Origin of the sequence: Bradyrhizobium sp. UBA2491 (genome assembly GCF_002341725.1) — a bacterium.
Lineage (GTDB): Bacteria > Pseudomonadota > Alphaproteobacteria > Rhizobiales > Xanthobacteraceae > Bradyrhizobium.
The window spans coordinates 17,915-40,289 of record NZ_DDOP01000090.1; the positions used below are offsets into that span (position 1 = coordinate 17,915).

The 22,375-nt window shown below is 62.6% G+C and carries 19 protein-coding genes and 1 pseudogene; 3 read left to right on the plus strand and 17 right to left on the minus strand.

Translation table 11 applies throughout. The features are described from left to right. The first annotated feature begins 582 nt into the window (after positions 1–582). On the plus strand, positions 583–1,752 hold the full coding sequence (locus tag B2W55_RS30305) for a glycosyltransferase family 4 protein (protein ID WP_080890834.1): 1,170 nt from the start codon (positions 583–585) through the stop codon (positions 1,750–1,752). A 58-nt stretch (positions 1,753–1,810) separates the two neighbouring features. On the opposite strand, the gene B2W55_RS30310 is transcribed toward B2W55_RS30305, so the two are convergent. Beyond that, positions 1,811–2,227 carry a hypothetical protein gene (locus B2W55_RS30310; protein ID WP_029879518.1) on the minus strand — a complete coding sequence of 139 codons (417 nt, stop codon included), beginning with the start codon at positions 2,225–2,227 and terminating at the stop codon, positions 1,811–1,813. An 80-nt stretch (positions 2,228–2,307) separates the two neighbouring features. On the opposite strand from B2W55_RS30310, the gene B2W55_RS30315 reads away from it, so the two are divergent. After that, positions 2,308–3,681, plus strand: coding sequence for a hypothetical protein (locus B2W55_RS30315; protein ID WP_024582747.1), 1,374 nt, complete (start codon positions 2,308–2,310; stop codon positions 3,679–3,681). Between the two features lie 36 nt (positions 3,682–3,717). Here B2W55_RS30315 and B2W55_RS30320 read toward each other — a convergent pair whose 3' ends face one another. From B2W55_RS30320 to B2W55_RS30355, 8 genes are all read right to left on the minus strand, one after another. Next, a complete protein-coding gene (locus tag B2W55_RS30320; RefSeq protein ID WP_244442261.1) occupies positions 3,718–4,809 on the minus strand; it encodes a glycosyltransferase family 4 protein in 1,092 nt (363 codons plus the stop codon). Between the two features lie 77 nt (positions 4,810–4,886). Continuing rightward, positions 4,887–5,816: an NAD-dependent epimerase/dehydratase family protein gene (locus tag B2W55_RS30325; protein WP_024582745.1), complete on the minus strand. Its 930-nt coding sequence runs from the start codon at positions 5,814–5,816 to the stop codon at positions 4,887–4,889. Between the two features lie 3 nt (positions 5,817–5,819). Further along, complete coding sequence (locus tag B2W55_RS30330; RefSeq protein ID WP_024582744.1) at positions 5,820–6,671, minus strand: class I SAM-dependent methyltransferase; 852 nt, start codon at positions 6,669–6,671, stop codon at positions 5,820–5,822. Beyond that, positions 6,661–7,248 (minus strand): acyltransferase, encoded by a 588-nt coding sequence (locus B2W55_RS30335; RefSeq protein WP_029879527.1) that lies wholly within the window; start codon positions 7,246–7,248, stop codon positions 6,661–6,663. Before B2W55_RS30335 ends, B2W55_RS30330 begins: the two co-directional genes overlap by 11 nt. Beyond that, the gene (locus tag B2W55_RS30340; RefSeq protein WP_080890833.1) at positions 7,227–8,066 is read right to left on the minus strand and encodes a methyltransferase domain-containing protein; all 840 of its coding nucleotides are present in this window, start codon (positions 8,064–8,066) and stop codon (positions 7,227–7,229) included. Before B2W55_RS30340 ends, B2W55_RS30335 begins: the two co-directional genes overlap by 22 nt. Before the next feature lie 46 nt (positions 8,067–8,112). Further along, positions 8,113–9,210: a glycosyltransferase gene (locus B2W55_RS30345; RefSeq protein WP_024582741.1), complete on the minus strand. Its 1,098-nt coding sequence runs from the start codon at positions 9,208–9,210 to the stop codon at positions 8,113–8,115. 3 nt (positions 9,211–9,213) lie between these two features. Beyond that, the gene (asnB, locus tag B2W55_RS30350; RefSeq protein WP_024582740.1) at positions 9,214–11,052 is read right to left on the minus strand and encodes an asparagine synthase (glutamine-hydrolyzing); all 1,839 of its coding nucleotides are present in this window, start codon (positions 11,050–11,052) and stop codon (positions 9,214–9,216) included. Positions 11,053–11,054: 2 nt separating this feature from the next. After that, the gene (locus B2W55_RS30355; protein WP_024582739.1) at positions 11,055–12,608 is read right to left on the minus strand and encodes a lipopolysaccharide biosynthesis protein; all 1,554 of its coding nucleotides are present in this window, start codon (positions 12,606–12,608) and stop codon (positions 11,055–11,057) included. 303 nt (positions 12,609–12,911) lie between these two features. Here B2W55_RS30355 and B2W55_RS30360 point away from each other — a divergent pair, with 303 nt between their 5' ends. After that, entirely contained in the window at positions 12,912–14,105 is a 1,194-nt protein-coding gene (locus tag B2W55_RS30360) for a CaiB/BaiF CoA transferase family protein (protein WP_024582738.1), read from the plus strand. 54 nt (positions 14,106–14,159) lie between these two features. Here B2W55_RS30360 and B2W55_RS30365 read toward each other — a convergent pair whose 3' ends face one another. From B2W55_RS30365 to B2W55_RS30400, 8 genes and pseudogenes are all read right to left on the minus strand, one after another. Continuing rightward, positions 14,160–15,671 carry a tripartite tricarboxylate transporter permease gene (locus B2W55_RS30365; protein WP_024582737.1) on the minus strand — a complete coding sequence of 504 codons (1,512 nt, stop codon included), beginning with the start codon at positions 15,669–15,671 and terminating at the stop codon, positions 14,160–14,162. A 22-nt stretch (positions 15,672–15,693) separates the two neighbouring features. Beyond that, on the minus strand, positions 15,694–16,236 hold the full coding sequence (locus B2W55_RS30370) for a tripartite tricarboxylate transporter TctB family protein (protein WP_024582736.1): 543 nt from the start codon (positions 16,234–16,236) through the stop codon (positions 15,694–15,696). Between the two features lie 72 nt (positions 16,237–16,308). After that, positions 16,309–17,412: an S-methyl-5-thioribose-1-phosphate isomerase gene (gene mtnA, locus B2W55_RS30375; RefSeq protein WP_024582735.1), complete on the minus strand. Its 1,104-nt coding sequence runs from the start codon at positions 17,410–17,412 to the stop codon at positions 16,309–16,311. Further along, positions 17,409–18,284: an S-methyl-5'-thioadenosine phosphorylase gene (locus tag B2W55_RS30380; RefSeq protein ID WP_024582734.1), complete on the minus strand. Its 876-nt coding sequence runs from the start codon at positions 18,282–18,284 to the stop codon at positions 17,409–17,411. The genes mtnA and B2W55_RS30380 overlap by 4 nt, the downstream gene beginning before the upstream one ends. Before the next feature lie 183 nt (positions 18,285–18,467). Beyond that, positions 18,468–19,445 carry a Bug family tripartite tricarboxylate transporter substrate binding protein gene (locus B2W55_RS30385; RefSeq protein ID WP_371412390.1) on the minus strand — a complete coding sequence of 326 codons (978 nt, stop codon included), beginning with the start codon at positions 19,443–19,445 and terminating at the stop codon, positions 18,468–18,470. A 388-nt stretch (positions 19,446–19,833) separates the two neighbouring features. Then, entirely contained in the window at positions 19,834–20,631 is a 798-nt protein-coding gene (locus B2W55_RS30390; RefSeq protein ID WP_024582732.1) for an enoyl-CoA hydratase/isomerase family protein, read from the minus strand. 48 nt (positions 20,632–20,679) lie between these two features. Beyond that, on the minus strand, positions 20,680–21,873 hold the full coding sequence (locus B2W55_RS30395; protein WP_024582731.1) for a pyridoxal-phosphate-dependent aminotransferase family protein: 1,194 nt from the start codon (positions 21,871–21,873) through the stop codon (positions 20,680–20,682). Positions 21,874–22,001: 128 nt separating this feature from the next. Beyond that, a pseudogene (locus tag B2W55_RS30400) lies at positions 22,002–22,375 on the minus strand (MFS transporter); the annotation flags it as partial.

A 22,375-nucleotide genomic window follows, 5' to 3' on the forward strand; every position in this document is an offset into this window, starting at 1 on the left:
ACCCGCGAGGTCGATGCGAGTTACGACCTCGATCTTCAACATATTTGGGATATTTGGGAGTTAGGAGGCCGAGTTCGTCGCACAGAGCTCGAAAAGTTGAAAGTTGGATCAGACCCAATACTTTACCGACGAAATTGAAGTGGCGCATGAGCCGGTGAATGAAAATCCTGGAGCGGCATTCTCCTGAGGGAGGTCGGCTTCACCTCCATCGATGCCGAGAGCGTTTCTCCAACAGACCTCGAGCGGTTCAGACCGGCGACGATTGCGTCCAGTAACCACCTAGCGAGATCGATGATATCCCCGGTCCGGGATGCGAGCGGATACCGCGATCGGCTAACAGGATCACTTTCAGACGGCAGATTGGGCCGGGCAGAAATCTCAACCGAGCATTTTGTTGACGTCGGGGATTGACAACATTCAGCACAACGCGCCAAAGGGAAACGTCGCGCACTCGATTGGTGCTCGCGTTACCGGGCAATAGTCTAGCGCGGTCGTCCTCAATTCGGTTCAGACCTGAATGAGACGCCCCCACACTCCACGAGCGTCAGGGCGCCCTTCCAAACTAACTTTGCGGCCGTTAGCATGACTCAAAACGTCACTTCTTGTCCGCGACGCGTGTTGTATGTTGTCGGTGAGGACCAAGCCTTCTTGCTCGGCCGACTGCCGATGGCTCGTGCGGCGAAAGCGGCTGGTTTCGAGGTTCACGTCGCAACGAGCAATAACGGACTAGCAAGCACTATCGAGACAGAAGGCTTTATCGTTCACGACGTTCCGTTCCGCCGTGGAAGCCTATCTTTAATTGCCGCAATTCGAACAGTGCTGGCCCTGCGTTGCGTAGAAGAAAAAATAGAGCCGAGTGTGATACACCACGTCGGATTGCAATCCTGCTTTTATGGTTCGCTAGCCACGGCCGGCCGTAACTTCCCTCAGGTAAACGGCATGACTGGCCTTGGATATATATTCACGTCGGCAAATTTTAAGCCGCGTTTACTCAGAGCTATTATCGGCCAGATTTTGCCTGCCCTATTGAACCGACGATCCAGCGTGGTGTTGGTTGAGAACCCCGATGACCGGACGGTTCTCGCGAACTTAGGTGTAAATGACAAGGACCTAATTGTCATCTCCGGATCGGGCGTGGACACTGATCGGTTCCAACCTCTTCCAGAGCCCGAAGCCCCGATCACTTTCGGCTTCGTCGGGCGATTGCTGAAGGACAAAGGCGTTCGCGCCCTGGTGTCAGCTCACCAAATCCTAAAAAACCGAGGCTACGATTTCAGATTATTGATAATCGGAAAGCCAGATCCGGCCAACCCCTCTTCAATTTCCGATAAGGAGGTCAAAGAATGGAGTCAGCGCCCGGGGATTTTTTATCTTGGATACATCAAAGATATAACAGAGCTTTGGGAGCGCTGCCACTTTGCAGTGCTTCCGTCGCACCGGGAAGGACTACCGATTAGCCTGCTGGAAGCGGCCGCATGTGGTCGAGCAATGATTACAACAGACGCGCCGGGTTGCCGCGAAATTGTAATCCAAGATGAAACGGGATTGCTTGTACCTATTGACAATCCCGAAGCGCTAGCGAGTGCGATCCTATGCCTTGCAAACTCACCAACGCTGCGGGCGAGGTACGCTGCTGCAGCCAGAAAGCTAGTTGTCGAGAGACTTTCAGCAAAAATAGTGGGCGCCGCCACTGTTGACCTCTACAACAAGCTGTTGCTGGCTTCTCAGCCCAATTTCAACTCAAACTCATAGGACGCCGAGAGTGAAGCCTATTGCGTTAGGCTATCAATTTAGCTGTGCTACTGCCCAGTCAAAACTTCGGCCCAGCACTCTCCGCCACGGCGGCGCGCACGGCTCCATCGCTCCATCGATCCCTTCCAACGAATGCTGCACCGTAGTCGGCGAGCTTGATGATACCGCCGTTGCGCGAAAGGTAGGCCGCGGGGGAGTCACCCCTTGAAACACGCGGACGCCAAGGCTCCCGATGCAGAAAAGCTAAACAAGTCAGGTGCCAGCCCATCATAATGGCACCGCCCATCGCCTTCCTCAGCTTGTGCCGGGTGACGCCGACCAGCAGATTGGGTTGATGTCGGTGGAGGATATGCGCTGGCGTCGTAGTGTCATTGGCTTCGATAGCGCCCAGTGCTTGAGTTGCACGTTTCAGACTGCGAAAGTTCGTTTGTCCCTGGAACGTGACGTCACTAAACGGACGCTCCGGAAAAAACATGACTACGCTTGGAGAGCCGCTCGCCCGATGGTAAATCCCGACCCGATCAGCCCCTTCGTAGGTGCCAGTGGACCTTGAACATGATCTTATTTAGCTACTGCTTCGCAGCTGCGGCGATGTTAGCAGCCGCTCTTTACCTTATCTTCAGACTGCGCCTGTTCGTGGCCACCAGCACAATGCTGCTTGGGGGCCTATTGCTCGTGTACGGACCGGCGTTTTTGAGCTACACTCTTTCGTCGGGAGAGCAATACTTTCTTATCAAGCTGTTTTCCGGGGCCTTTGTGGGGCCTCATCCGATTTTTTCGATAATCACATCGAAATTGGGCGATATTCATCCAGTTATTATCGCTATGAATCTATCCATCGGACTAATGTATGTCTCTATCATAGCTGGCATGGAGTTACGGAGCCAAGTCGCCCCAGCACAGCTAGTCGTCGTAGAGAAAGCATTGTCAGATTGGAAGTCGCACAAGCTTGAGGGCGAGTTGCGCGATCTTCGATTTTTCGGGATCATCATACTGGGTCTCGCATCGTTCATGATTTTCATTTCCTGGAAAGAAGATCATCTTAGGACGATTTCGGACTACTTCTCGATAAAGGACCAGCTCGCAAGAACTGCGTTCCGATCACATGGCGGCAGTCCCGATTACCTTTATCGGGTCATACTGAGCGCTGTCGCACCAATTTTTGTCGTCTGGGGCGGCATAACTGCCATTCTGAGGAAATCTTGGCTATTGGCAACATCCACATGCCTGCTCGTCGCGGCCACCATGCTCGGCAACGTTGCGACACTCAGCAAAGCCCCGCCGGCTTTCTTTGTCCTTCAGATAGCCACCGCAATTTTTCTCGTTTTCACCAACAGACTTTCATGGAAACTCCTATTCATTGGAGCTGTGTGCATTTTCTTTGTGATCAACGCCACCATGAGCTTGATGATGGTATTTCCCGATGCGAGTTCAGCATTTTCAGCTGCTTATTCCCGGGTGTTCGAAGCTGAAAACCAATCGCTATTTGAAAACTTTGCCACGTTTCCGCAGATTTATCCCCATATGTGGGGCACGAATATTCGCCCAATCGCAATCTTGACCGGCGAACCGTACACACCCGCGTACAGAATCGTGGCTCGTCTTTGGTACGGCACCGACGAAGTGACAAGTCCTTCGCTCTTTATCGCGGATGCATGGGCCGACTTTTCCTACTTGGGCGTAATCGTGTTCAGTTTCATTGCAGGGATCGTCTGTCGCTCTCTGGACCTCACGTTTCTAGCACTAGGCAAGTCGCCTCTAACGATTGCGATGCTGAGTGCGGCGGTATTCGGTATTCTCACGCTGTTAACGACGGCCCTCGGAACTGCGCTTCTCTCGGGCGGATTGTTGTTAGCGCCGATGCTAGCGCTTGCAGTCTTGGCTGCCGACCACCTTATTTTCGATAGGCTCAACACAAGAAGCTCATAATAATCGAGCTTACATGATTACCGATCGGATGCTTAGCTATGATGCCTCTCCGCGCAGTGTGCTCTGAACGAGCAGCACAAAATCAGCGACGAATTTCCGTGTCCGCCGATCAACATCGGGCTGCAGATCTCGAACGATTATGGTCTGCGTCTCCTCAGCGACAGCCAACATCTGATCAGCCAACGCTTGAGCGTCGTCTGCACTGAAGTAGCGTTCGACTCCGCCGGTCTGTTCGCGGTGAACGTCAAGGTCAGACAGTATCATTGGAACGCCAAATGACTTTGCTTCTTCGACAGTCGTACTCCACCCCTCGCACCTTGACGGGTTGATGAGCGCCATCGAGGTACGCAACAGAGCATAGACATGTTCCAGCGGTATCAAACCGAGATGACGAAAGCTCGAGTCGAGACCACGCACCTGGACTTGCCTCATTGTGCTTTCGAAGTAGCTAGGCTCGCGTGGATCGTAAGTGCTGCCAGAGGCGACAACCACAGCATCGATGCCACGTTGCTTAAGTAGACCGAGCGCATTGATAACGATTTGGTGGTTCTTGTGCCGCCAGAACTGATTAGGCAGATAGAAAAAGCGCTGTGGCAGGTCGTATTGATTGACGACATTAAGCGCGTTGGCGGCAAGCAACCTTGCGGCCGGCTCGGTCGCGAAACGTACCACCGAGACGCCGTTCGCTGAGCCGGGGTAGAACTTTCGGAGATCGTCGAGTGCGCTGGTGCTGCTCAACATGATGTGCCGAGCGGACGCCATCTGCACCCGAAAGCCGAGATCGCGTCGCCAATAAGCACGCCTAGAGAAAAGATGAGGGAGCTGGCGATGCTGGAAATCCGGGAACCAAGCAATTGCTGGAAACGGCAGACGCCAGCCAAAGAAACGCGCGGATTCAAACACTATGTCAACATGTCGAGAGTGGAACTCTGCAACTGCGGGTCCATCGATCCCAAATGCGATCGCGCTCCAGAGCGCGGTCCCCGCGCGATCGAATGCCGGCGATTGAACGACTTCCACAGCCGGAATGCTGCCGAGCGCCGCGATCTCCTCGGAATCATCCTTCGACCCGGCAAACAGCACCGGCTCGATCGTACCCGGACAATACCGGTTCAGCGCTGCAAACAAGTTGCGCTGATAATTGTACCCACCGGCCCAGAGCCGCCTCGAAACATGGTTGAACGCAACGCGTATTGGGGCGGATGTCACGATAGTTGCCCTTTGAACCAGGCCACGTAGTCGGCAAGGCCCTGGTCGAGCGCAATGCGCCAATCGAAGCCGATCTGGCGCAGCGTTGCATCGTCGGCCAGCAAGCTCGCGGGATCGCCGGGCCGGCTTATTCCCGAGTGTCGCACCACCGTGTTGCCGCCCCACAGTTTGATGAGGCCGGCTGCGATGTCGGCGACGCTGGTGCCTCGGCCCGACCCGCCATTGATGATCCGGAAGGTCTGCTGCGAGGAGGGTTGCGCGAGACTGGCAAGCAGCCTTGCGACATCGCGAACGTCGGTCCAATCACGGATTTCACTACCGGTCCCACCGAGCGTGAGCACCGGTTCCTTGGCCGCCAGCCGCGAGCAGATGTCCCAGAGCAGTTGCTTGCGCAGGTTGGGGCCGTAGACCGAGAACAGTCGAACGATGCTGCAATCGATGCCGAACGACTGCGCGTAGCTGCGGCACAATTGCTCCATCATCCATTTGTGCTGCCCGTAGGGCGACATCGGAGCCGGGACGGCACTCTCGGCAATCGGCCCGACATGGTCGGCGCCGTAGACGGCCGCGCTCGATGCCGCGATCACGGCGCAATCCGGCGCGGATCCCCGCAACCATTCGAGCAGCCGCGCCGTGCTCGCCACGGTTCGGGAAAAATCCTCGAACGGCCGCTCGATCGAGACGCCGACGGACGATCCGCCGGCCAGATGAAAGACGCGCGCCGGCAGCCCATGCGCAGCCGCGAGCGCGTTCAGATTGGCCGCGTCGATCTCACCGTTGATCCAGCTCTGCAAGCCAAGCTGCCGGGCTTCCGTTGCGGAAATCGCCCCGTGTCCGACACCGTGCACGGCATGGCCGGCTCCTGCCAGTTCCTGCACGAGATGGCGACCGATGAAACCGTTCGCGCCTGTGACCCAGACGATCATCGCTCAGGCCTTGTGACAGACAAAGGAGTAGAGCCGGCCGGGCCGGTTGTCGAAGCGTTCGGCAATCGACAGCAGCGAGCCGAACACCTGGCGCGACGCCAGCGCACCTCGCCACAGCGGGGCCACCGGAATCTTCTGCGACAGTCTGGTCACGATCGCGGCGCGCAGGGTCTCGCGCGTATACGGGAACAGGTTGATCGGGCTTTGCAGCGGCGCCAGCGTGTCGATCGCGGAAAATCCCGCGCTCGCCAGAGCGCCGGTGTAGCGATCGAGCAGGAAGGCATGTTCGCCGCCATAGAGATGATGCAACGGATGCTGGGCGAGGAACTGCGGCAGATCCGCTTCCTTGCTGATGACATGCTCGCGCGCCGCGATCAGCATGCCGCCCGGCCGCAGCACGCGAAACATCTCCCGGCATGCGCCCTCGAGATCACGCGTATGGTGCAGCACGGCGCGGGCGAACACGAGATCGAACGTCGCATCGTCGAACGGCAGCCGCTCGGAAAATTCCTCGACCACCCGGATCGGCAGCTGGGTCTGCTGCGCCAGATCCCGGATCGCCGCCGCGCCGACGATCGCGCTCGGATCAGGCTCCAGCGCCGTCACATCAAAGCCGTTGCGGGCGAGCGCGTAGCTCGCAATGCCGCGACCCGCCCCGACGTCGAGCGCGGTGCCGGAACGGCCAGCCAGCAGCGCGGCGACCGCCTGCCACTCTGAGCTCCTGAAATAGCGTTCAGCAGCGTCAGCCAGGGGATCGTCGTAGAATGCGTCGAGCACGAGCTGGCGCTGGTCCGGCTGATTGCGCAGCCAGACCACCGCTTCCTCCCAGGTGGTAAACTTGCGCTCACCGCTCATCGGGACCAAGCTCCCTCACCAGCACGGCCGGATTGCCCGCCACGATCGAGAACGGCGCGACATCCCGGGTCACCACCGCGCCTGCGGCAACGATCGCGCCCTGACCGATCGTCACACCGCGCAACACCATGGCGCCGGCGCCAACCCACGCATCGTCGCGAATCCGCACCGGACCTTCATCAAGCGAGATGTCGCTCGGATGTCCGCGCGTGAAAATGTCCTGGACCTGCCGGTGCCGCTCCGCTGCCCGCAGCGGATGGGTGAGATTGTCGAACACGTTCGCCGAATGCGAGATCAGCACGCGGTCGCCGATCTCGATCGAGGCCGCCGACCAGATCCGCGTGCCCTCGCCGACATAGCACCATTCGCCGATCTTGATCTCCCCGCCATGCGCGAAGGTCAGCAGCTCGCCCAGGATACGGCTGTTGCGGCCGACGACGATCTTGTCGGAATCGCCGCGGATGTTTCGGATCCTGGCCGAGCGCCCGAGCGCTGCGTCGGCCTGCAACCGGCAGGTCGCGCGACCGATCAGGCGCTGGATCAGGTAGTCGAGATTCATGCCGTCAACTGTAGGCACGCGACGGCACGCGACGACGCCGCGAGGTCATTGCCCTGCCCCTTGCCGGTATGGATGTCGAAGACGGTGGCGTCGGCGAGTGCCTCGGCGCTTTGGCGCGACCAGCCCTGCCGAGAATAGCCGAAATAGTCGACCTGGTGCGATGCCGCACCGAACGCCTCGATGATCCGCTCGATCATCGCGAGGTCGAACACCTGATACCAGCCGAGATTGTCGCGCTTGCCGAACGGCACGGAGATCAGGCAGGTCCCGCCGGGCTTGAGGATGCGCTTGAATTCCTTCACCGCGGGGACGAAGCCGTCGCGGTCGGTCTCGGCGTCGCGCGGATCGCCGGTGTAGAGCATCTGATTGTCGAGGCCGATGTGCTCGATCGTGGAAATGCTGGCGACGGTATCGAACACGTGGTCGCCGAACATCGTCTGGCGGAGATCGCCGAACACATAGGAATAGCCGTCACGCCAATAGCACCGCTTCTCCGGTGCCAGCGTCATGATGGTGAGGTCCGCGCCACGGAACGGCGGACGCTGCAACAGGAAATCGTGATTGAAGGTCGAGCCCGCGTCCAGCATCTTGCCGACGTTGGTCAACCGGCCATAGACCCAGGGATATTCGACCACGCGCTCGTCCATGGCGATGCCGTAGCCGGGCGGAAGCTCCTTTCCCGGCTGAAGCAGGCCCGTGTCGATCGCCGCGGTGATGGTGTCGCGCTTGACCGTCTGATAGCCCGGGCCGAACGGCCGTGGCCGCATCTTGAACAACGGCACGGCAAGCCCGTCGGCCGCCCATTTCAGTTGATGGATCAAGTCACTTGCAGACATTATCTCGGCCCGATCGCCCGCCCGCTGGCCGGCTCTGTGCCCCCCTCTAGCACGGCTCAATCCGCGCGACGAGATCGATAAACTGCGCCCATTGCGAGGCCTTGCCGTAGGTCTCCTGCACCCGCGCCCGGCCGGATGCGGCGATCCCGGCCCATTGCGGCCAGTCCCGCAGGCTGCTCGAAATCGCCTCCACGGCCCGCTCGGGAACATCATAGGTGCGCATCGTGACGCCGTCCTGCATCGCCGCCGGATAGTTTCCGGCGTCCGACACCAGCAGCGACCCGCAGCCCATCGCCTCGAAGCAGCGCATATTGCCGCGATCATTGCCGGCCATGTCGATCGCACCGTTGAGCACGATCTTCGCTGACCCGAACAGCTCGTAGAGATCCCGGCCGAACAGCGGCAGCCTCGCGATTCGCGCGATGACGTCGGGCCGCCGATGCTTGCCGAGCGGCAGCAATCGCCCGAGCGCGCTTTCGGCAAGCCGCGTCAGCCTCGACGCGTCGAGGCAGAACACGATGTTGCGATCGGCCGCGAGCGCCGCGACCTGTTCGAGCGTTCGGCCCCGCGCGCTGTGATGCCGCGAATATCCGCCGACGAACGCCACGTCGATCGGCCGCTCGCCGCGACCGTATTGCTCCATGACAGGATCGATCGCAGGGAAGAACAGCTCCGCCCGGCATCCTTTGTCGCGCCAGGCCTGGAGGATCGACGGGAAGTTGCCAAGCACCGCGCCATAGGAGGTGAGATCGGCATTTCCCGAGGGCGCCGCGCGCCAGCACAGCGTCTTCTTCACACAGCCCGGAAGCTTGGCGATGAACGCGCTCGGATAGCGCACCGGGTCGAGATTGTAGAACACTTCGGTTCCATGATGCTCGATCTGCGCGAGCAGGATGGCTTCGAGCGTCGGCGTCCCCTGAATGCCCTGTTCGCGCGCCCACTGGCGTTGCAGCGCCTCGTCATCGCCATTGGTGAAGAAGGCTTCGGGCGCGCCGTCGAGCACCGGCTTGAGAAAATGCGCCGCACCAAAACGATCGTGCAGGAACACGTCGCGCCGTGCCGCGAAGGACGACGCCTTTGCCGCGAGTTGATTCAGCCGCGGCAGATAGGACGGATAGAGACCGCTATTCTGGAACAGACGCATTGCTTACGCGGACCTTGCCAACAGCCATTTCATGTTCAGGTATGGCCAGATCCGGCCAACGGATTCCCAATCCCAGCGCTGCGTTGCCGTCAGCTGGCTAACCACCTTTCGGAGCGGCGCTTCGTCGACGAACTCGGCAAATGCCGGGACTTTCCGATCGAGCAGCTCCGCGGTCCAACCGGCCAACGGTCCATTCAGCCATTCCGGCATCGGCGAGTTGAAGCCGACCTTGCGGCGCGCGGTGCGGATACTCTCAGGCATCAGGTTCGCCATCGCCTGACGCGCAATCACCTTGGTCATGCCATCGGCCGACTTGCTCGCTTCCGGCAGCGCCATCGTATAGGTCACCAACCGCCAGTCCATGAACGGCATGCGGACCTCGATCCCATGCGCCATCGAGAGCCGGTCGAAATTGCGCAGAATGGTGGGCAGCGTGGTCGAGTGGAACATGCGGTAGAGACGTCGGTTCAGAGCACCCCACGTATCCGGCAGTCGATCGTTCTCGGCGACCAGCGGCAACGCCGCAGGGATCGCAGTCAGGCCTCCTCGCAGGAAATAGTGGCCCTGGCGGCTGATCATCTGCGCCCGCAAGAAGTCGATGCCGCGCTGCGCCAGTTGCGATCGCGACATCAGCGCAGCCGCAGCGTTGCGGATCCGGAACGCGGCCGACTGTCCTTCCTGAAAGTAAGCGCCCATCAACTCGTCCGCGCCATGGCCATCGAGCGACACCGTGACGTTCTGACGCCGCAGCTCGCGATAGATCAGCCATGGCGCGCTCGGCAGCCCGATATAGACGTCGTCATTGTCGTCGAGGATGCGGTCGAGGTCGGTGAGCGCATCGGAGCGCCCGATCGCGAGGAAGCTCGGCGCCACCTTGGCCCAGGCGGCCGCTTCCTCCGCCATCGGCCGCTCGTCATTGCTGGCGCCGGGAAAGGTCGCGACAAAGGCGTGCCGCCAGGCGGTCGAGTCGCGCGGGCCCATGCCGGCCCTCTCATGGGTTGCCATGGCGCAGATCACCGCGGATGAGTCGAAGCCGCCGGACAGGCAGGTCCCGATCGGAACGTCACTGCGCATCCGCAACGCAACGGAATCCTGGAACAGGTCGCGAAAGCGCTCGACGCGCTCGGCTTCGGTGCCCGGGACATCGGGCAGATGGTCCACGGTCCGCCACCAGCGGCGGACCTGCACGCGTCCCTGCCGCAACCACATGCAGTGGCCGCCCTGCAGGCGACGAAGTTGCGAATACAACGTCCGCTCGCTGCCCTCGATTCCGAACGGGTCAAGCAGCAGCCGCCGGGCCACGTCGATGTCGAGCGACGCCTCGATCAGTCCGCTCCGCGCCAGCGCCCGCTGCTCGGACGCAAACACGAACCGCTCGGACGATAGCGCATACAGCAGCGGCTTGATGCCGAAGCGATCGCGGGCAAGGAACAGCTCGTCCGTCGTCGTATCGTAGATCGCCAGCGCCCACATGCCGTTGAAGCGCAGCAGCATGTCTTCGCCCCAGGCCTGCCAGGCGGCAAGGATCACTTCAGTATCGGACTGGCTGCGGAACACCGCGCCCTTCGCCTCGAGCTCGCGCCGCAATTCGAGGAAGTTATAGATCTCGCCATTGTAGACGATCACATGGCGGCCATCGCGTGACGCCATCGGCTGATAGCCGCCCTCGCCGGGATCGATGATGGCGAGCCGACGATGGCCGAAGGCGACGTTCCGCTTGGCGTTGAACCAGGTGCCCTCGCCGAACGGACCGCGATGCGCGATCAGGCTGGTGAGCCGCGAGATGTCGGCCGGCTCCACCGGGGCGCCGCGCAGATTGACGATGCCTGCGATACCACACATGTCTACACGGCCTTGAAGGGCAAGAAGCGACTGATGATGATGCGCAGATCGCGCGAGCAGACGGCGCGATACGGACCAAGTTGCGACGCCGCGACGGCGGCGACGAAGATCACCGCCGCCGATACGCCGTAGAGCGACACCACATACCACCATGACGGCGCTTGGTCGAATGCGGTGTGACCAAGCTGAGAGCGCAGCACCAGCGCAATGGCAATCCCGGTAGCCAGCGGGATCACGACGAAATGCAACATCCTTGACCACATCCCGGACAGCCTGAAGGTTCGCCGCAGCAGCAGCACCGTGATCACCATCTGGGCGACCATCCCGACACAGGAGCTCCAGCCGGCGGCCTGCCAGCCGAAAACCGGCAGCGCGATGGCGCTGGTCGCGAGCGTGAAGATGCCCGTGACCAGCGAGATCAGCGCGTTGGAGCTGGAGCGCCCCTGCGACAGCAGATAGTACGCAAACACGTTGGCGCTCGATCCCAATATCCCGCTGATCGCAAGCACCACCAGCACCTGCTGCGCCTCGGCGGCGACTTCGGCGCCGGTCCATCGATACAGCAATGCGTCGGCGACCGGGATCAGACCGCCGAGCGCGCTCGCGGCGAGCACGTTGAGAATCCAGGACGAGCGCAGCAGCAGGTCGACCCTGCGTTCGTCATCCTCGTTTTGCAGTGTGCTGAAGAACGGAAACAAGATCTCGCCGATCTTCAGCACGCCGATATAGACCGCCTCTTCCAGCCGCTGCGCGACACTGTAGAAGCCGACGAATTGCGGCTGCAACAACGCACCGAGCAGATAGCGGTCCGCCTGGCCGGCGAACAGCGCGCCGCTCTGCGCGGCGACTTGCCAGCCGCCGAGCTTGACCAATGCCCGCAACGCGCCTCGATCGAGCGCCGGCCGTGCCAGCCAATCGCTGATCGCGAGCCGCGACCAGGCGAAGGCCATCAGCAGATTCGTCGCGAAGCCCAGGGCCTGACAGCCGAGGAAGGTCGAGGCGCGCGGCGCGTGCGGGATCAGCAGCAGCATCGACATCGTCGTCACCACCGTGCCGGCGATGCTGATCGCCGCGATCCGCCGGTAGTCCTGACGTGCGGTGAACAGCGACTGGAAGACCGCGAACAGGCACTGGCACAGCCAGCCGGTGCCGGCCAGCGCGAAGGCAAGCCCGAGATCGTCGCCCGCGGGACCGCCGAGGTGAAATCCCAATCGCGCGAGCGGCGCGCCGGCAAAGGCAAGCAGTGCCGCGATCACACAGCCGCCAACGATAGCGAGCGCAAGGGCGGTCGCGAAGAACCGCCGCGCCGCGTCGCGATCGGTCGGTTCAAGTCTTTGTGCAAGCTCACGCGCGGTCGAAAGGCCAAGTGCGTTGCTGAACATCAGCGCCGGAGCGACACAGGCCGTGACGAGGCCGGCAACACCGAAGGCAGCGAGGCCAAGGCGGAAAATCACGAATGGCAGGATCGCGAGATTGAGCAGCACCGCAACCGCAAAGGCGGTCGCGTTCCATGCCGAGTTGCCGAGCAGATGGGATGGACCCTTCTTCACCGCCATGCCCGCTTTTGGTCCATCGCCTCGATACGCCTCAAGTGCCTCTTGCATAAGGCAAACCCCGGCACGGTGACCGGCTAGCAGCCGGCAGGGTGATTGTCGAGGGTGGGCGGGCGGCGCGGACCGGCTAACAGGCGTGGGTCGGGCGCAAATCACACAAAAGCAGTAGCCGATCTCTCGGGGAACCATGACGGTTCGTTTCCGGTCCGCGCTGTCGTCCGGGTAACAGTTGGAAAGACCTGCCAAATTGTCTAAGGCAGAGTGGCCGAAGCCCCCAGAGCGGCCCGCCAAGCAAGAGGTGTCTCAATGCCCTTCCCCCGCGCATCCCAAGCCCTGTACCGTTTCACCGTGCTGGATCTGACCCGGGTCCGGTCGGGGCCGACCTGCGTGCGCCAGCTCGCAGACTGGGGCGCCAATGTCATCAAGATCGATGCGCTGCTGGAAGACGGCGGCGGCGAGCAGCCGGGCGGCCCCCGCGGCGGGTCCGACTTCCAGAACCTGCACCGCAACAAGCGGGCCATGACGCTGAACCTGAAAGACCCCAAGGGGCTCGAGGTGTTCAAGCGGCTGGCCGAGCAGGCCGACGTCGTCGTCGAAAACTTCCGGCCGGACGTCAAGGCCAAGCTCGGCATCGACTATGAGAGCATCCGCGCAATCAATCCGAAGATCGTCTATGGCAGCATCTCCGGGTTCGGCCAGGACGGCCCCTATCACAAGCGCCCAGGCTTCGATCAGATCGCCCAAGGCATGGGCGGCCTGATGTCGGTGACCGGCGCCCCCGGCGAAGGACCGATGCGGGTCGGCATCCCCGTGGCCGACCTGACTGCGGGCCTGTTCTGCGCGATCGGCATCCTCACCGCGCTGCTCGAGCGCGACGTCTCAGGCCAGGGCCAGTGGGTGCAGACCTCGCTGCTACAGGCGCAGATCTTCATGCTGGATTTCCAGGCGGCGCGCTGGCTGATGGAGAAGGAAGTCGCCAAGCAGGCTGGCAACAACCACCCGACCTCGATCCCGACCGGCGTGTTCAAGACCTCCGACGGCTACATCAACATCGCCACCACAGGCGGCCGGATCTGGGAGCGCTGTGCCCAGGCGATCGGCGCGCCCGACCTGATCACCGATCCCGACTACGCCACGGCGCCGGCGCGCTCGAAGAACCGCGACGCGCTGAATGCGCGGATCAACGCGCTGACCGAGAAGAAATCGACCGAGACCTGGGTGCAGGAATTGAACGCCGCCGGCGTGCCGTGCGGACCGATCTACGCGATCGACCAGATGTTCGAGGATGCCCAGGTCAAGCATCTCGGCATGGCCCAGCACGTGCCCAATGACGAGAACCGGCATATCCAGCTGGTCAGCCAGCCGGTGACGCTCTCGCGGACGCCAAGCAAGATGGCGGCGCGGCCGCCGGAATTCGGCGAGCAGACCGAGGAGGTTCTGACCGAGTTCGGCTTCGGCACGGACGAGATCGCCGAGCTTCGGCAGCGCAAGGTGGTTTGACGGTACCAAACCACCAGTCCATCGATTCGAGACTCGTCCGAGCCCAAACCGCGGCTACGCCCGCGCCGGCCGCACCATGCGTCCGAGGCCTGTGATCGCCTTGTCGATCACCGGCCAGAACAGCAGCACGATCGCCAGCGTCGTGATGGTGCCGACGAGGCCGTTCGACCAGAACACCTTCATGTCGCCGCCGGACCCGATCATCGAGAGCCGGAACGCATCCTCGGCGCGGCTGCCGAGCACCAGCGCCAGCGTGAATGGCGCGAGCGGGATGCCAATCTTCTTGAAGACGTAACCGACGACGCCGAAGCCCAGCATCAACCAGATGTCGAACATCGCATTCTGGATCGCATAGGCGCCGATCGCGCAGGACACCACGATCATCGGCGCGACGGCCGCGAACGGCACCCGCAGGATCGAGGCGAAGATCGGCACGGTGGTCAGCACCAGCACGAGGCCGACGACATTGCCGAGATACATCGAGGCGATCAGGCCCCAGACGAAATCCTTGTGCTCGACGAACAGCAGCGGCCCGGGGTTGAGGCCCCACACCATCAGCCCGCCGAGCAGGATCGCCGCAGTCCCCGAGCCGGGGATGCCAAGCGCGAGCATCGGCAGCAGCGCCGAGGTGCCCGAGGCATGGGCCGCGGTCTCCGGCGCGAACACGCCCTCGATGCGGCCCTTGCCAAAGCTCTCCTGATCCTTGGAGAAGCGCTTGGCGAGGTTGTAGCCCATGAAGGAGGCGGCGATCGCACCGCCCGGCGTGATGCCGAGCCAGCAGCCGATCACCGACGAGCGCAACAGGGTCACCCAGTATTTCGGCAGGTCCTTCCATACCGAAAGCACGACCCGCAGGGAGATGCCGGCGGCGTGCCCGCGCAGCGCCAAGCGCTCCTCCATCGTGAGCAGGATCTCGCTGATGCCGAACAGGCCGATCACGGCGACGAGGAAGTTGATGCCGCGCAACAGTTCCGCGGAGCCGAAGGTCATGCGCAGCTGTCCGGACACCGTATCCATGCCGACGCCGGCGAGCAAAAGCCCGAGCGACATCGAGATGACCGTCTTGTGCTTGGCTTCGCGGCCGAGCCCGACGAAAGAGCAGAACGTCAGGAGGTAGACGGCGAAGAATTCCGGCGGGCCGAACTTCAGCGCGAACGACGAGATCATCGGCGCCAGGAAGGTGATCAACAGCACCGCGACCAGCGAGCCGATGAACGACGAGGTGAACGCCGCGGTGAGCGCTTCCGCCGCCTTGCCCTGCTGCGCCATCGGATAGCCGTCGAACGTGGTCGCGACCGACCAGGCCTCACCGGGGATGTTGAACAGGATCGAGGTGATGGCGCCGCCGAACAGCGCGCCCCAGTAGATGCAGGACAGCATCACGATGGCCGATGTCGGGTCCATCGTGAACGTCAAGGGCAGCAGAATCGCGACGCCGTTGGGACCACCGAGCCCGGGCAGCACGCCGACGAAGATGCCGAGCACGAGGCCCACCATCATCAGCAGCATCGTCTTCCAGGTCAGCAGGACGGCAAAGCCGTGCAGCAGGAGACCGAAGGCTTCCATGTCGCGAGATCCTGTCGGTCGCTCAGTAGCCGAAGGCCGCTTCGAGCGGCCCCTTCGGCATGATGACGTCGAATGCGATGTCGAAGGTCACGAACATCACGGCGGTGAAGATGAAGGCGGTAAGCAGCGACTTCCACAGCGCGATCCTGCCGACGATGCGCATGAAGCCGGCGATCAAGAGGAAGCTCGCGACATAGAGCCCGAGATATTGCGTGGCGAGGCAGAACAGGAAGGTCGGCACGAACACCGCCATCACCCGGCGAAGTTGCGCGCGGGTGACGAAGGTCTGCGCGGCCTCGCGGCGCGAGACGAAGGCGGCGCCCAGGCCATAGAGGCTGGCGGCGCCGAGGATCACCGAAAGATAGAACGGAAAATAGCCCGGCTGCGGCCCGGTCGAATCCCACGATGCGCCGGTGCGCCAATTGTCCCAGCCGAGCACCAATGCGAGCGCCAGCAGGAGCAGCGAGGTGACGACGTCGACGGCGCCGGTGCTGACGACCGCAGGCGAGTCGTCTGCGGGCGCGGTCGGATCGTCGACGACGATTTCAAGATCGGTGTTGGACATCGATGGGACGGTCAGGGTTGCGAAGGCAACGATGGGGATAGCCCGCTGACGCAAGCACCGTCAATGCGGCCTTCAGCTAACATCCGCGCGCTCGGGAAACGCGCTCGCAAGTGCAGCACGATCCGCAGCGAGCACGCCGCGCTCGGTGATCAATCCCGTCACCAGCCGCGCCGGTGTGACATCGAAGCCGAAATTGGCGACCGACGAGCCGTCCGGAACCACACGTATGGTCTCGATTCGTCCATCCGCCGTCCGTCCGGTAAGATGCGTCACTTCGCGGGCCGCGCGCTGCTCGATCGGAATCTGCCTGATGCCGTCATCGATGCGAAAATCGATGGTCGGCGACGGCAGCGCAACATAGAACGGCACGCCGTTGTCGTGCGCTGCGAGTGCCTTCAGATAGGTCCCGATCTTGTTGCAGACGTCGCCATTGGCGGCGACGCGATCGGTGCCGACGATCGCCAGATCCACCATGCGATGCTGCATCAGGTGGCCGCCGGTGTTATCCGGGATCACAGTGTGCGGCACGCCGTGGTGTCCGAGTTCCCAGGCTGTCAGCGAGGCGCCCTGATTGCGCGGCCGGGTCTCGTCGACCCAGACATGGACCGCAATGCCGCGGTCATGGGCCTGGTAGATCGGCGATGTCGCCGTCCCCCAATCGACGGTTGCAAGCCAGCCGGCATTGCAATGCGTGAGCACAGTGACCGGCTCACCCGGTTTCTTGGTCGCGGCGATCGCCTCGATCAGGCCGAGACCGTGGCGGCCGATCTCGCGGTTGATCTCGACATCCTCATCGGCGATCTCGCGGGCCCGGGCATAGGCCGCCTCCGTGCGGGCTGACGCGGCGAGCGGCGCGAGTGCGCGCTGCATCTCGTCCACGGCCCATCTCAGATTGATCGCGGTCGGCCGGGTCGCGGCCAGCATCCTGCCGGCGCGATCGAGCGCTGCGTCGGAGGCATCTGACCGCATCGCGAGCGCCATGCCGTAGGCGGCGGTGGCGCCGATCAGCGGTGCGCCGCGGACCAGCATCGAGCTGATCGCCTCACCGGCCTCATCAGCGGTGGCGATCCTGGCGACGACGAACTCATGCGGCAGCCGGCGCTGATCGATCGCGCCGACCGACCAGCCGTCGGGCTCGAGCCAGATGCTGCGAAAATGGCGTCCGTCCACTTTCATGTGCGTAATACCCGTGCGGCGACTGCATCGAGCTTGGCGAGCAACTGCGGATCGCGTGCCGCTGGGGCCGTGATCAGCGCGGTATCGAGCGCGCGATCCGAACCGATCGGACACGGCTCGTGCTCGCGCGGGAAATCCCGCGCCAGGCGCGCGACCAGCGCCTTTGCCTTCTCGGCATTCGAATTCAGCACGCGGATGATATCCTGCACCGTGACCGCATCATGGGCCGGATGCCAGCAGTCGAAATCGGTGACCATGGCGACGCTGGCGTAGCAGATCTCGGCCTCGCGGGCGAGCTTGGCTTCCGGCATATTGGTCATGCCGATCACCGAATAGCCCTGCGACTTGTAGGTCAGGCTTTCGGCGAGCGAGGAGAATTGCGGCCCTTCCATGCAAAGATAAGTGCCGCCCTGCGCGAACGCGATGGCTTCGGCTTCGGCCGCGGCGGCGAGATGCTTCGTGAGCAACGGCGACACCGGATGCGCCATCGAGACATGCGCGACGCAGCCCTTGCCGAAGAACGAGCTCTCGCGCTTGTAGGTGCGATCGACGAACTGATCGACCAGCACGAAGGTGCCCGGCGGCAGGTCTTCCTTGAACGAGCCGCAGGCGGACAGCGCGACCAGGTCGGTAACCCCTGCCCGCTTCAGCACGTCGATATTGGCGCGATAGTTGATGTCGGACGGCGACAGCGCGTGGCCGGGGCCATGCCGCGGCAGGAACACGATCGGCAGCCCCGCCATCTCGCCACGCCGCAGCGTCGCTGATGGTTCGCCCCAGGGGCTCGCGATCGCCTCCTCGCGGACGTTGTCCAGGCCCGGCAGGTCGTAGATGCCGGACCCGCCGATGATTCCGAGAACGGCTTTGGTCATGATCGCTCCTCGCGGTACCGCAACGGCGCCGGAGGGGTTGACCCAGCCCGATCGGGCTTGCCGGACGTTCGGCCATACTGCGGCGCAGTAATCACTGCGGCGCTGCCGCTTGCAAGGTGATTCCGGCCCGAAGGTAAAGCAATCGGGCCGGTCATTGCGGGACGGTGCACAAAGCCTCGGGCGCTACTTCGCGACGAACCCCGCTTCCTTCATCAACGTGGCGTTCTGCTTGTCGTCATCTTCGAGGAACTCGATCATGTCCTTGCCGGTGAGGAAGATCGGCTTCAGCGCCTGCTTCTCCATGTAGTCCTTGTATTCCGGCGTCTGTGTCACCTTCTGGAACAGGTCGACATAGAACGCCTGCTGCTCCTGGGTGACCTTGCCCGGCAGGAACATCGCGCGCAGCATCAGATACTGCACGTCCAGCCCCTGTTCCTTGCAGGTCGGGATGTCGTTCCAGGATTGCGTGTCGGTGACCTTGGTCTTGTAGGAGATGCGCTCCTTGTCGAACACGCAGAGCGCACGAACCTGGCCGGCGCGCCAGACTTCGAGGTTCTCGCTGGGATTATTGACATTGGATTCGGTGTGGCCGCCGACCAGCTGGGTCGCGGCCTCGCCGCCGGACTTGTACGGCAGATAGGAGAATTTCGCGCCGGTCTTCTGTTCCATGAACACGGTCAGCACGTGGTCTTCGCGCTTGGAGCCGGTACCGCCCATCTTGAACGGCGCGCTCGCGGCCTTGGCAGCGTCGATGAACTCCTTCACGGTCTTCGGACCGCTGGCATTGTCCCACAGCACGAACTGGTCGAGCGCGATCACCGACACCGGCGTGAGGTCGCGCCAGTTGAAGGGAATCTTGGCCGACAGCGGCAGCATGTAGATCAGCGAATAGGCGATCAGCACCTTGTTGGGATCGCCCTCGCTCGACTTCATGTACATCAGCGCTTCCGCGCCGGACGCGCCGCCTTTCAGCGACACCACCATCGGCTGCTTCATCAGATTGTTCTTCTGGATCGCCGCCTGCATCATGCGCGCCATCTGGTCGGAGGCGCCGCCGGCGCCGGCCGCGACCACGATTTCGACCGGCTTGCTCGGCTCCCAACCGGCAAACGCCGGCGTGCTCAAGAGCAGGGCCGCGATTGCAGCCGTGGTTTTTACAATCTGTCCCACGTGTTTCTTCCCTATCTATTTGTTCGGCTTGGCAAACCTGCGAGGTGGCGGGTGCGGTCATTGTGCCGAGAATAAGGGTGAGTTCAAGCCGCGAACTGCCGCACGACCTATGACTTTGGAATGAGGTGGCTTTGCCCGTCTACGATTCTGCAACCGCATCAAGATTGTCGTCCCTGCGAAATCAGAGACGACGACGGGGATGGTTCTCCGTTCAAGATGCCAAACACATAACCGGTGTCATCGCCCGGCCTTGACCGGGCGATCCAGTATTCCAGAGACAGTCGTTGTTGAGCCGATGGGCCGCGGCGTACTGGATCGCCCGGTCAAGCCGGGCGACGACAGCTGAGGCTGGGGATGAAGAGCAGATCGGAAACTGCCGCTACTTGCCCTTGAAGTTCGGCGCCCGCTTGTTGAGGAAGGCGTCCATGCCCTCGCGGAAATCCTCGCTCATATAGGCGCGCAGGATCAGGTCCTCGCCTTCCTCGCGCGACAGCGTGCGGCGGATGCGGCGGACCGCCTCCTTGGTCACCTCCAGCGTGATCGGGGCGTGGCCGGCGACCAGCTTTGCGGTCTCGTTGGCACGACGCTGCAACGTCTCGACGTCGGGGACGACCTCGTTCAGGAGCCCGAGCGACAGCGCTTCGGGTGCCTCGACCAGGCGCGCCTTGAAGATCAGGTCCTTGGTGCGCGCCGGACCGATCAGCGACACCAGCCGCGAGATGTTGGACATCGAGAGGCAGTTGCCGAGCGTGCGCGCGATCGGGAAGCCGATCCGCGTCGCCTCGGTGCCGATGCGGATGTCGCAGCAGGCGGCGATCCCGGCGCCGCCGCCGGTGCAGGCGCCGGCGATCGCCGCGATCACGGGCACGCGGCACTGTTCGAGCGTTCCCAGCACGCGATCGATCCGCGCTTCATAGTCCAGCGCATCCTGCGCGGTCTTGAAGGCGCGAAACTGCGAGATGTCGGTTCCGGAGGCGAACGCCTTGTCGCCGGCACCGGTCATGATCAACGCCTTGATGGAGTGATCCTGATTGATGCTCTCGCAGATCGACGCCATCTGCTCGTACATCGCAAAGGTCAGCGCGTTGCGCGCCTGCGGCCGGTTGAACGTGATGCGCGCGATCCCGTCCTCGACGGAGTAGAGCAGGTCTTCGGTCGACGTGACGGGCGCGTTCATGTCTCGCTCTTTCTGTTCGTTACGATTCGATTTTCAGGCCAAGGCCACTCAAGCGACTTTCGACGCCTGTCCGGCGTCGCGTCCCTTCAGGACCTCCATCGCCGCCAGCACGCCGCCGCTGCGATGCGGCACCTTGGCGAGATCGAGACCCATCTCGACGCCCGACAACGTGCCCATCAGCATCAGATCGTTGAAGTGGCCGATGTGGCCGATCCGGAACACCTTGCCCTTGACCTTGTTGAGGCCGGTGCCGAGCGACATGTCGAAATGATCCAGCACGACCTTGCGGAAATGGTCGGCGTCGTGGCCATCGGGCAGGCGCACCGCGGTCAGCGCCGGCGAATGCGCGCCCTGCTCCTGGCACTGCGTCTCCAGACCCCAGACCTTGATCGCGGCACGCGTCGCTTCGCTGTGGCGCTTGTGGCGCGCGAACACGTTCTCGAGCCCCTCCTCCTCCAGCATCTTGACGGCCTCCCTGAGGCCGAACAGCAGATTGGTGGCGGGCGTATACGGCCAGGTGCCGGCCTTGTTGATGTTGATGACCTCCTGCCAGTCCCAGTAGGAGCGCATCCCCGGATTGGCCTTGGCCGCGGCCAGCGCCTTCTCCGACACGGCGTTGAAGCCGAGGCCAGGCGGCAGCATCAATCCCTTCTGCGAGCCCGCGATCGAGACGTCGATGCCCCAGGCGTCATGCTCATATTCGAGCGAGCCGAGGCCGGAGATGGTGTCGACCATCAGCAGCGCCGGATGCTTCAGGGTGTCGAGGATCTTGCGCACGTTGAGCGGATAGGTCACGCAGGCGGTCGAGGTCTCGTTATGGACCATGCAGACGGCCTTGATCTTGTGCGCTTTGTCGGCAGCGAGCCGTGCCTCGATCTGCTCGAGGTCGGCGCCATGGCGCCAGTCACCCGGAATGAAATCGACGTCGAGCTTGAACTTGTCGGCGATGCCGTGCCACAGAACCGCGAACTGGCCGGTCTCGCACATCAGCACCTTGTCGCCGGGTTGCAGGGTGTTGACGATCGCGGCTTCCCAGGCGCCGGTCCCCGACGAGGGGTAGATGATCACGGGCTGCTTGGTGCGGAACACACGCTGCATCGCCGACATCACGGCAAAGCCGATCTCGGCAAATTCGGCACCGCGATGATCCATGGTCGGCATGTCCATCGCCCGCAGCACCCGGTCCGGCACGTTGGTCGGTCCCGGAATCTGCAGAAAATGCCTTCCAGTGTGCACGGTCATGAGCGTCTTTCCCGGTCTTGCCTTGGTCTTGGTAAGCCGCTCGCATATCACTATTCTCAGGCTTTGTCCTAGGCCCGGTGGGGAGCCGTCATGCATATCTGACAGCGCTCCCGCCGGGTCCACGCCCCTCATTCGGCGGCCACCACCTTGCCGGACGCCACCCCGCCGCTCACCTCCTCGAACGGCCGCTCGGGGTGCATCAGAAACGCCGAGAAACCACCGAGCAGCAGCAGGCCCATCGACATCAGGAACGGCAGGTACCAGTTGCCGGTGGCGTCGATGACGAAGCCGGCGACCAGCGGCGAGACGATCGCCGCGAAGGCCGAGCCGGTGTTCATGAGGCCGGCCGCGGTGCCGGAATATTTCGGCGCGATATCCATCGGGATCGACCACATCGGGCCGATCACGAGCTCGGCACAAAAGAAGCCGGCCGACAGGCAGAGCGCGACCACCGTGATGTCGTGCACGAACAGGATCGGCATCAGCGACAGCAGCGCGCCGG

Excerpts from the sequence above, each read along its gene's own strand:
- B2W55_RS30305 (WP_080890834.1), top strand. The coding sequence starts at position 583 with ATGACTCAAAACGTCACTTCTTGTCCGCGACGCGTGTTGTATGTTGTC.
- B2W55_RS30310 (WP_029879518.1), bottom strand. The coding sequence starts at position 2,227 with ATGTTTTTTCCGGAGCGTCCGTTTAGTGACGTCACGTTCCAGGGACAA.
- B2W55_RS30315 (WP_024582747.1), top strand. The coding sequence starts at position 2,308 with ATGATCTTATTTAGCTACTGCTTCGCAGCTGCGGCGATGTTAGCAGCC.
- B2W55_RS30325 (WP_024582745.1), bottom strand. The coding sequence starts at position 5,816 with ATGATCGTCTGGGTCACAGGCGCGAACGGTTTCATCGGTCGCCATCTC.
- B2W55_RS30330 (WP_024582744.1), bottom strand. The coding sequence starts at position 6,671 with ATGAGCGGTGAGCGCAAGTTTACCACCTGGGAGGAAGCGGTGGTCTGG.
- B2W55_RS30340 (WP_080890833.1), bottom strand. The coding sequence starts at position 8,066 with ATGTCTGCAAGTGACTTGATCCATCAACTGAAATGGGCGGCCGACGGG.
- B2W55_RS30345 (WP_024582741.1), bottom strand. The coding sequence starts at position 9,210 with ATGCGTCTGTTCCAGAATAGCGGTCTCTATCCGTCCTATCTGCCGCGG.
- asnB (WP_024582740.1), bottom strand. The coding sequence starts at position 11,052 with ATGTGTGGTATCGCAGGCATCGTCAATCTGCGCGGCGCCCCGGTGGAG.
- B2W55_RS30355 (WP_024582739.1), bottom strand. The coding sequence starts at position 12,608 with ATGGCGGTGAAGAAGGGTCCATCCCATCTGCTCGGCAACTCGGCATGG.
- B2W55_RS30360 (WP_024582738.1), top strand. The coding sequence starts at position 12,912 with ATGCCCTTCCCCCGCGCATCCCAAGCCCTGTACCGTTTCACCGTGCTG.
- B2W55_RS30365 (WP_024582737.1), bottom strand. The coding sequence starts at position 15,671 with ATGGAAGCCTTCGGTCTCCTGCTGCACGGCTTTGCCGTCCTGCTGACC.
- B2W55_RS30370 (WP_024582736.1), bottom strand. The coding sequence starts at position 16,236 with ATGTCCAACACCGATCTTGAAATCGTCGTCGACGATCCGACCGCGCCC.
- mtnA (WP_024582735.1), bottom strand. The coding sequence starts at position 17,412 with ATGAAAGTGGACGGACGCCATTTTCGCAGCATCTGGCTCGAGCCCGAC.
- B2W55_RS30380 (WP_024582734.1), bottom strand. The coding sequence starts at position 18,284 with ATGACCAAAGCCGTTCTCGGAATCATCGGCGGGTCCGGCATCTACGAC.
- B2W55_RS30390 (WP_024582732.1), bottom strand. The coding sequence starts at position 20,631 with ATGAACGCGCCCGTCACGTCGACCGAAGACCTGCTCTACTCCGTCGAG.
- B2W55_RS30395 (WP_024582731.1), bottom strand. The coding sequence starts at position 21,873 with ATGACCGTGCACACTGGAAGGCATTTTCTGCAGATTCCGGGACCGACC.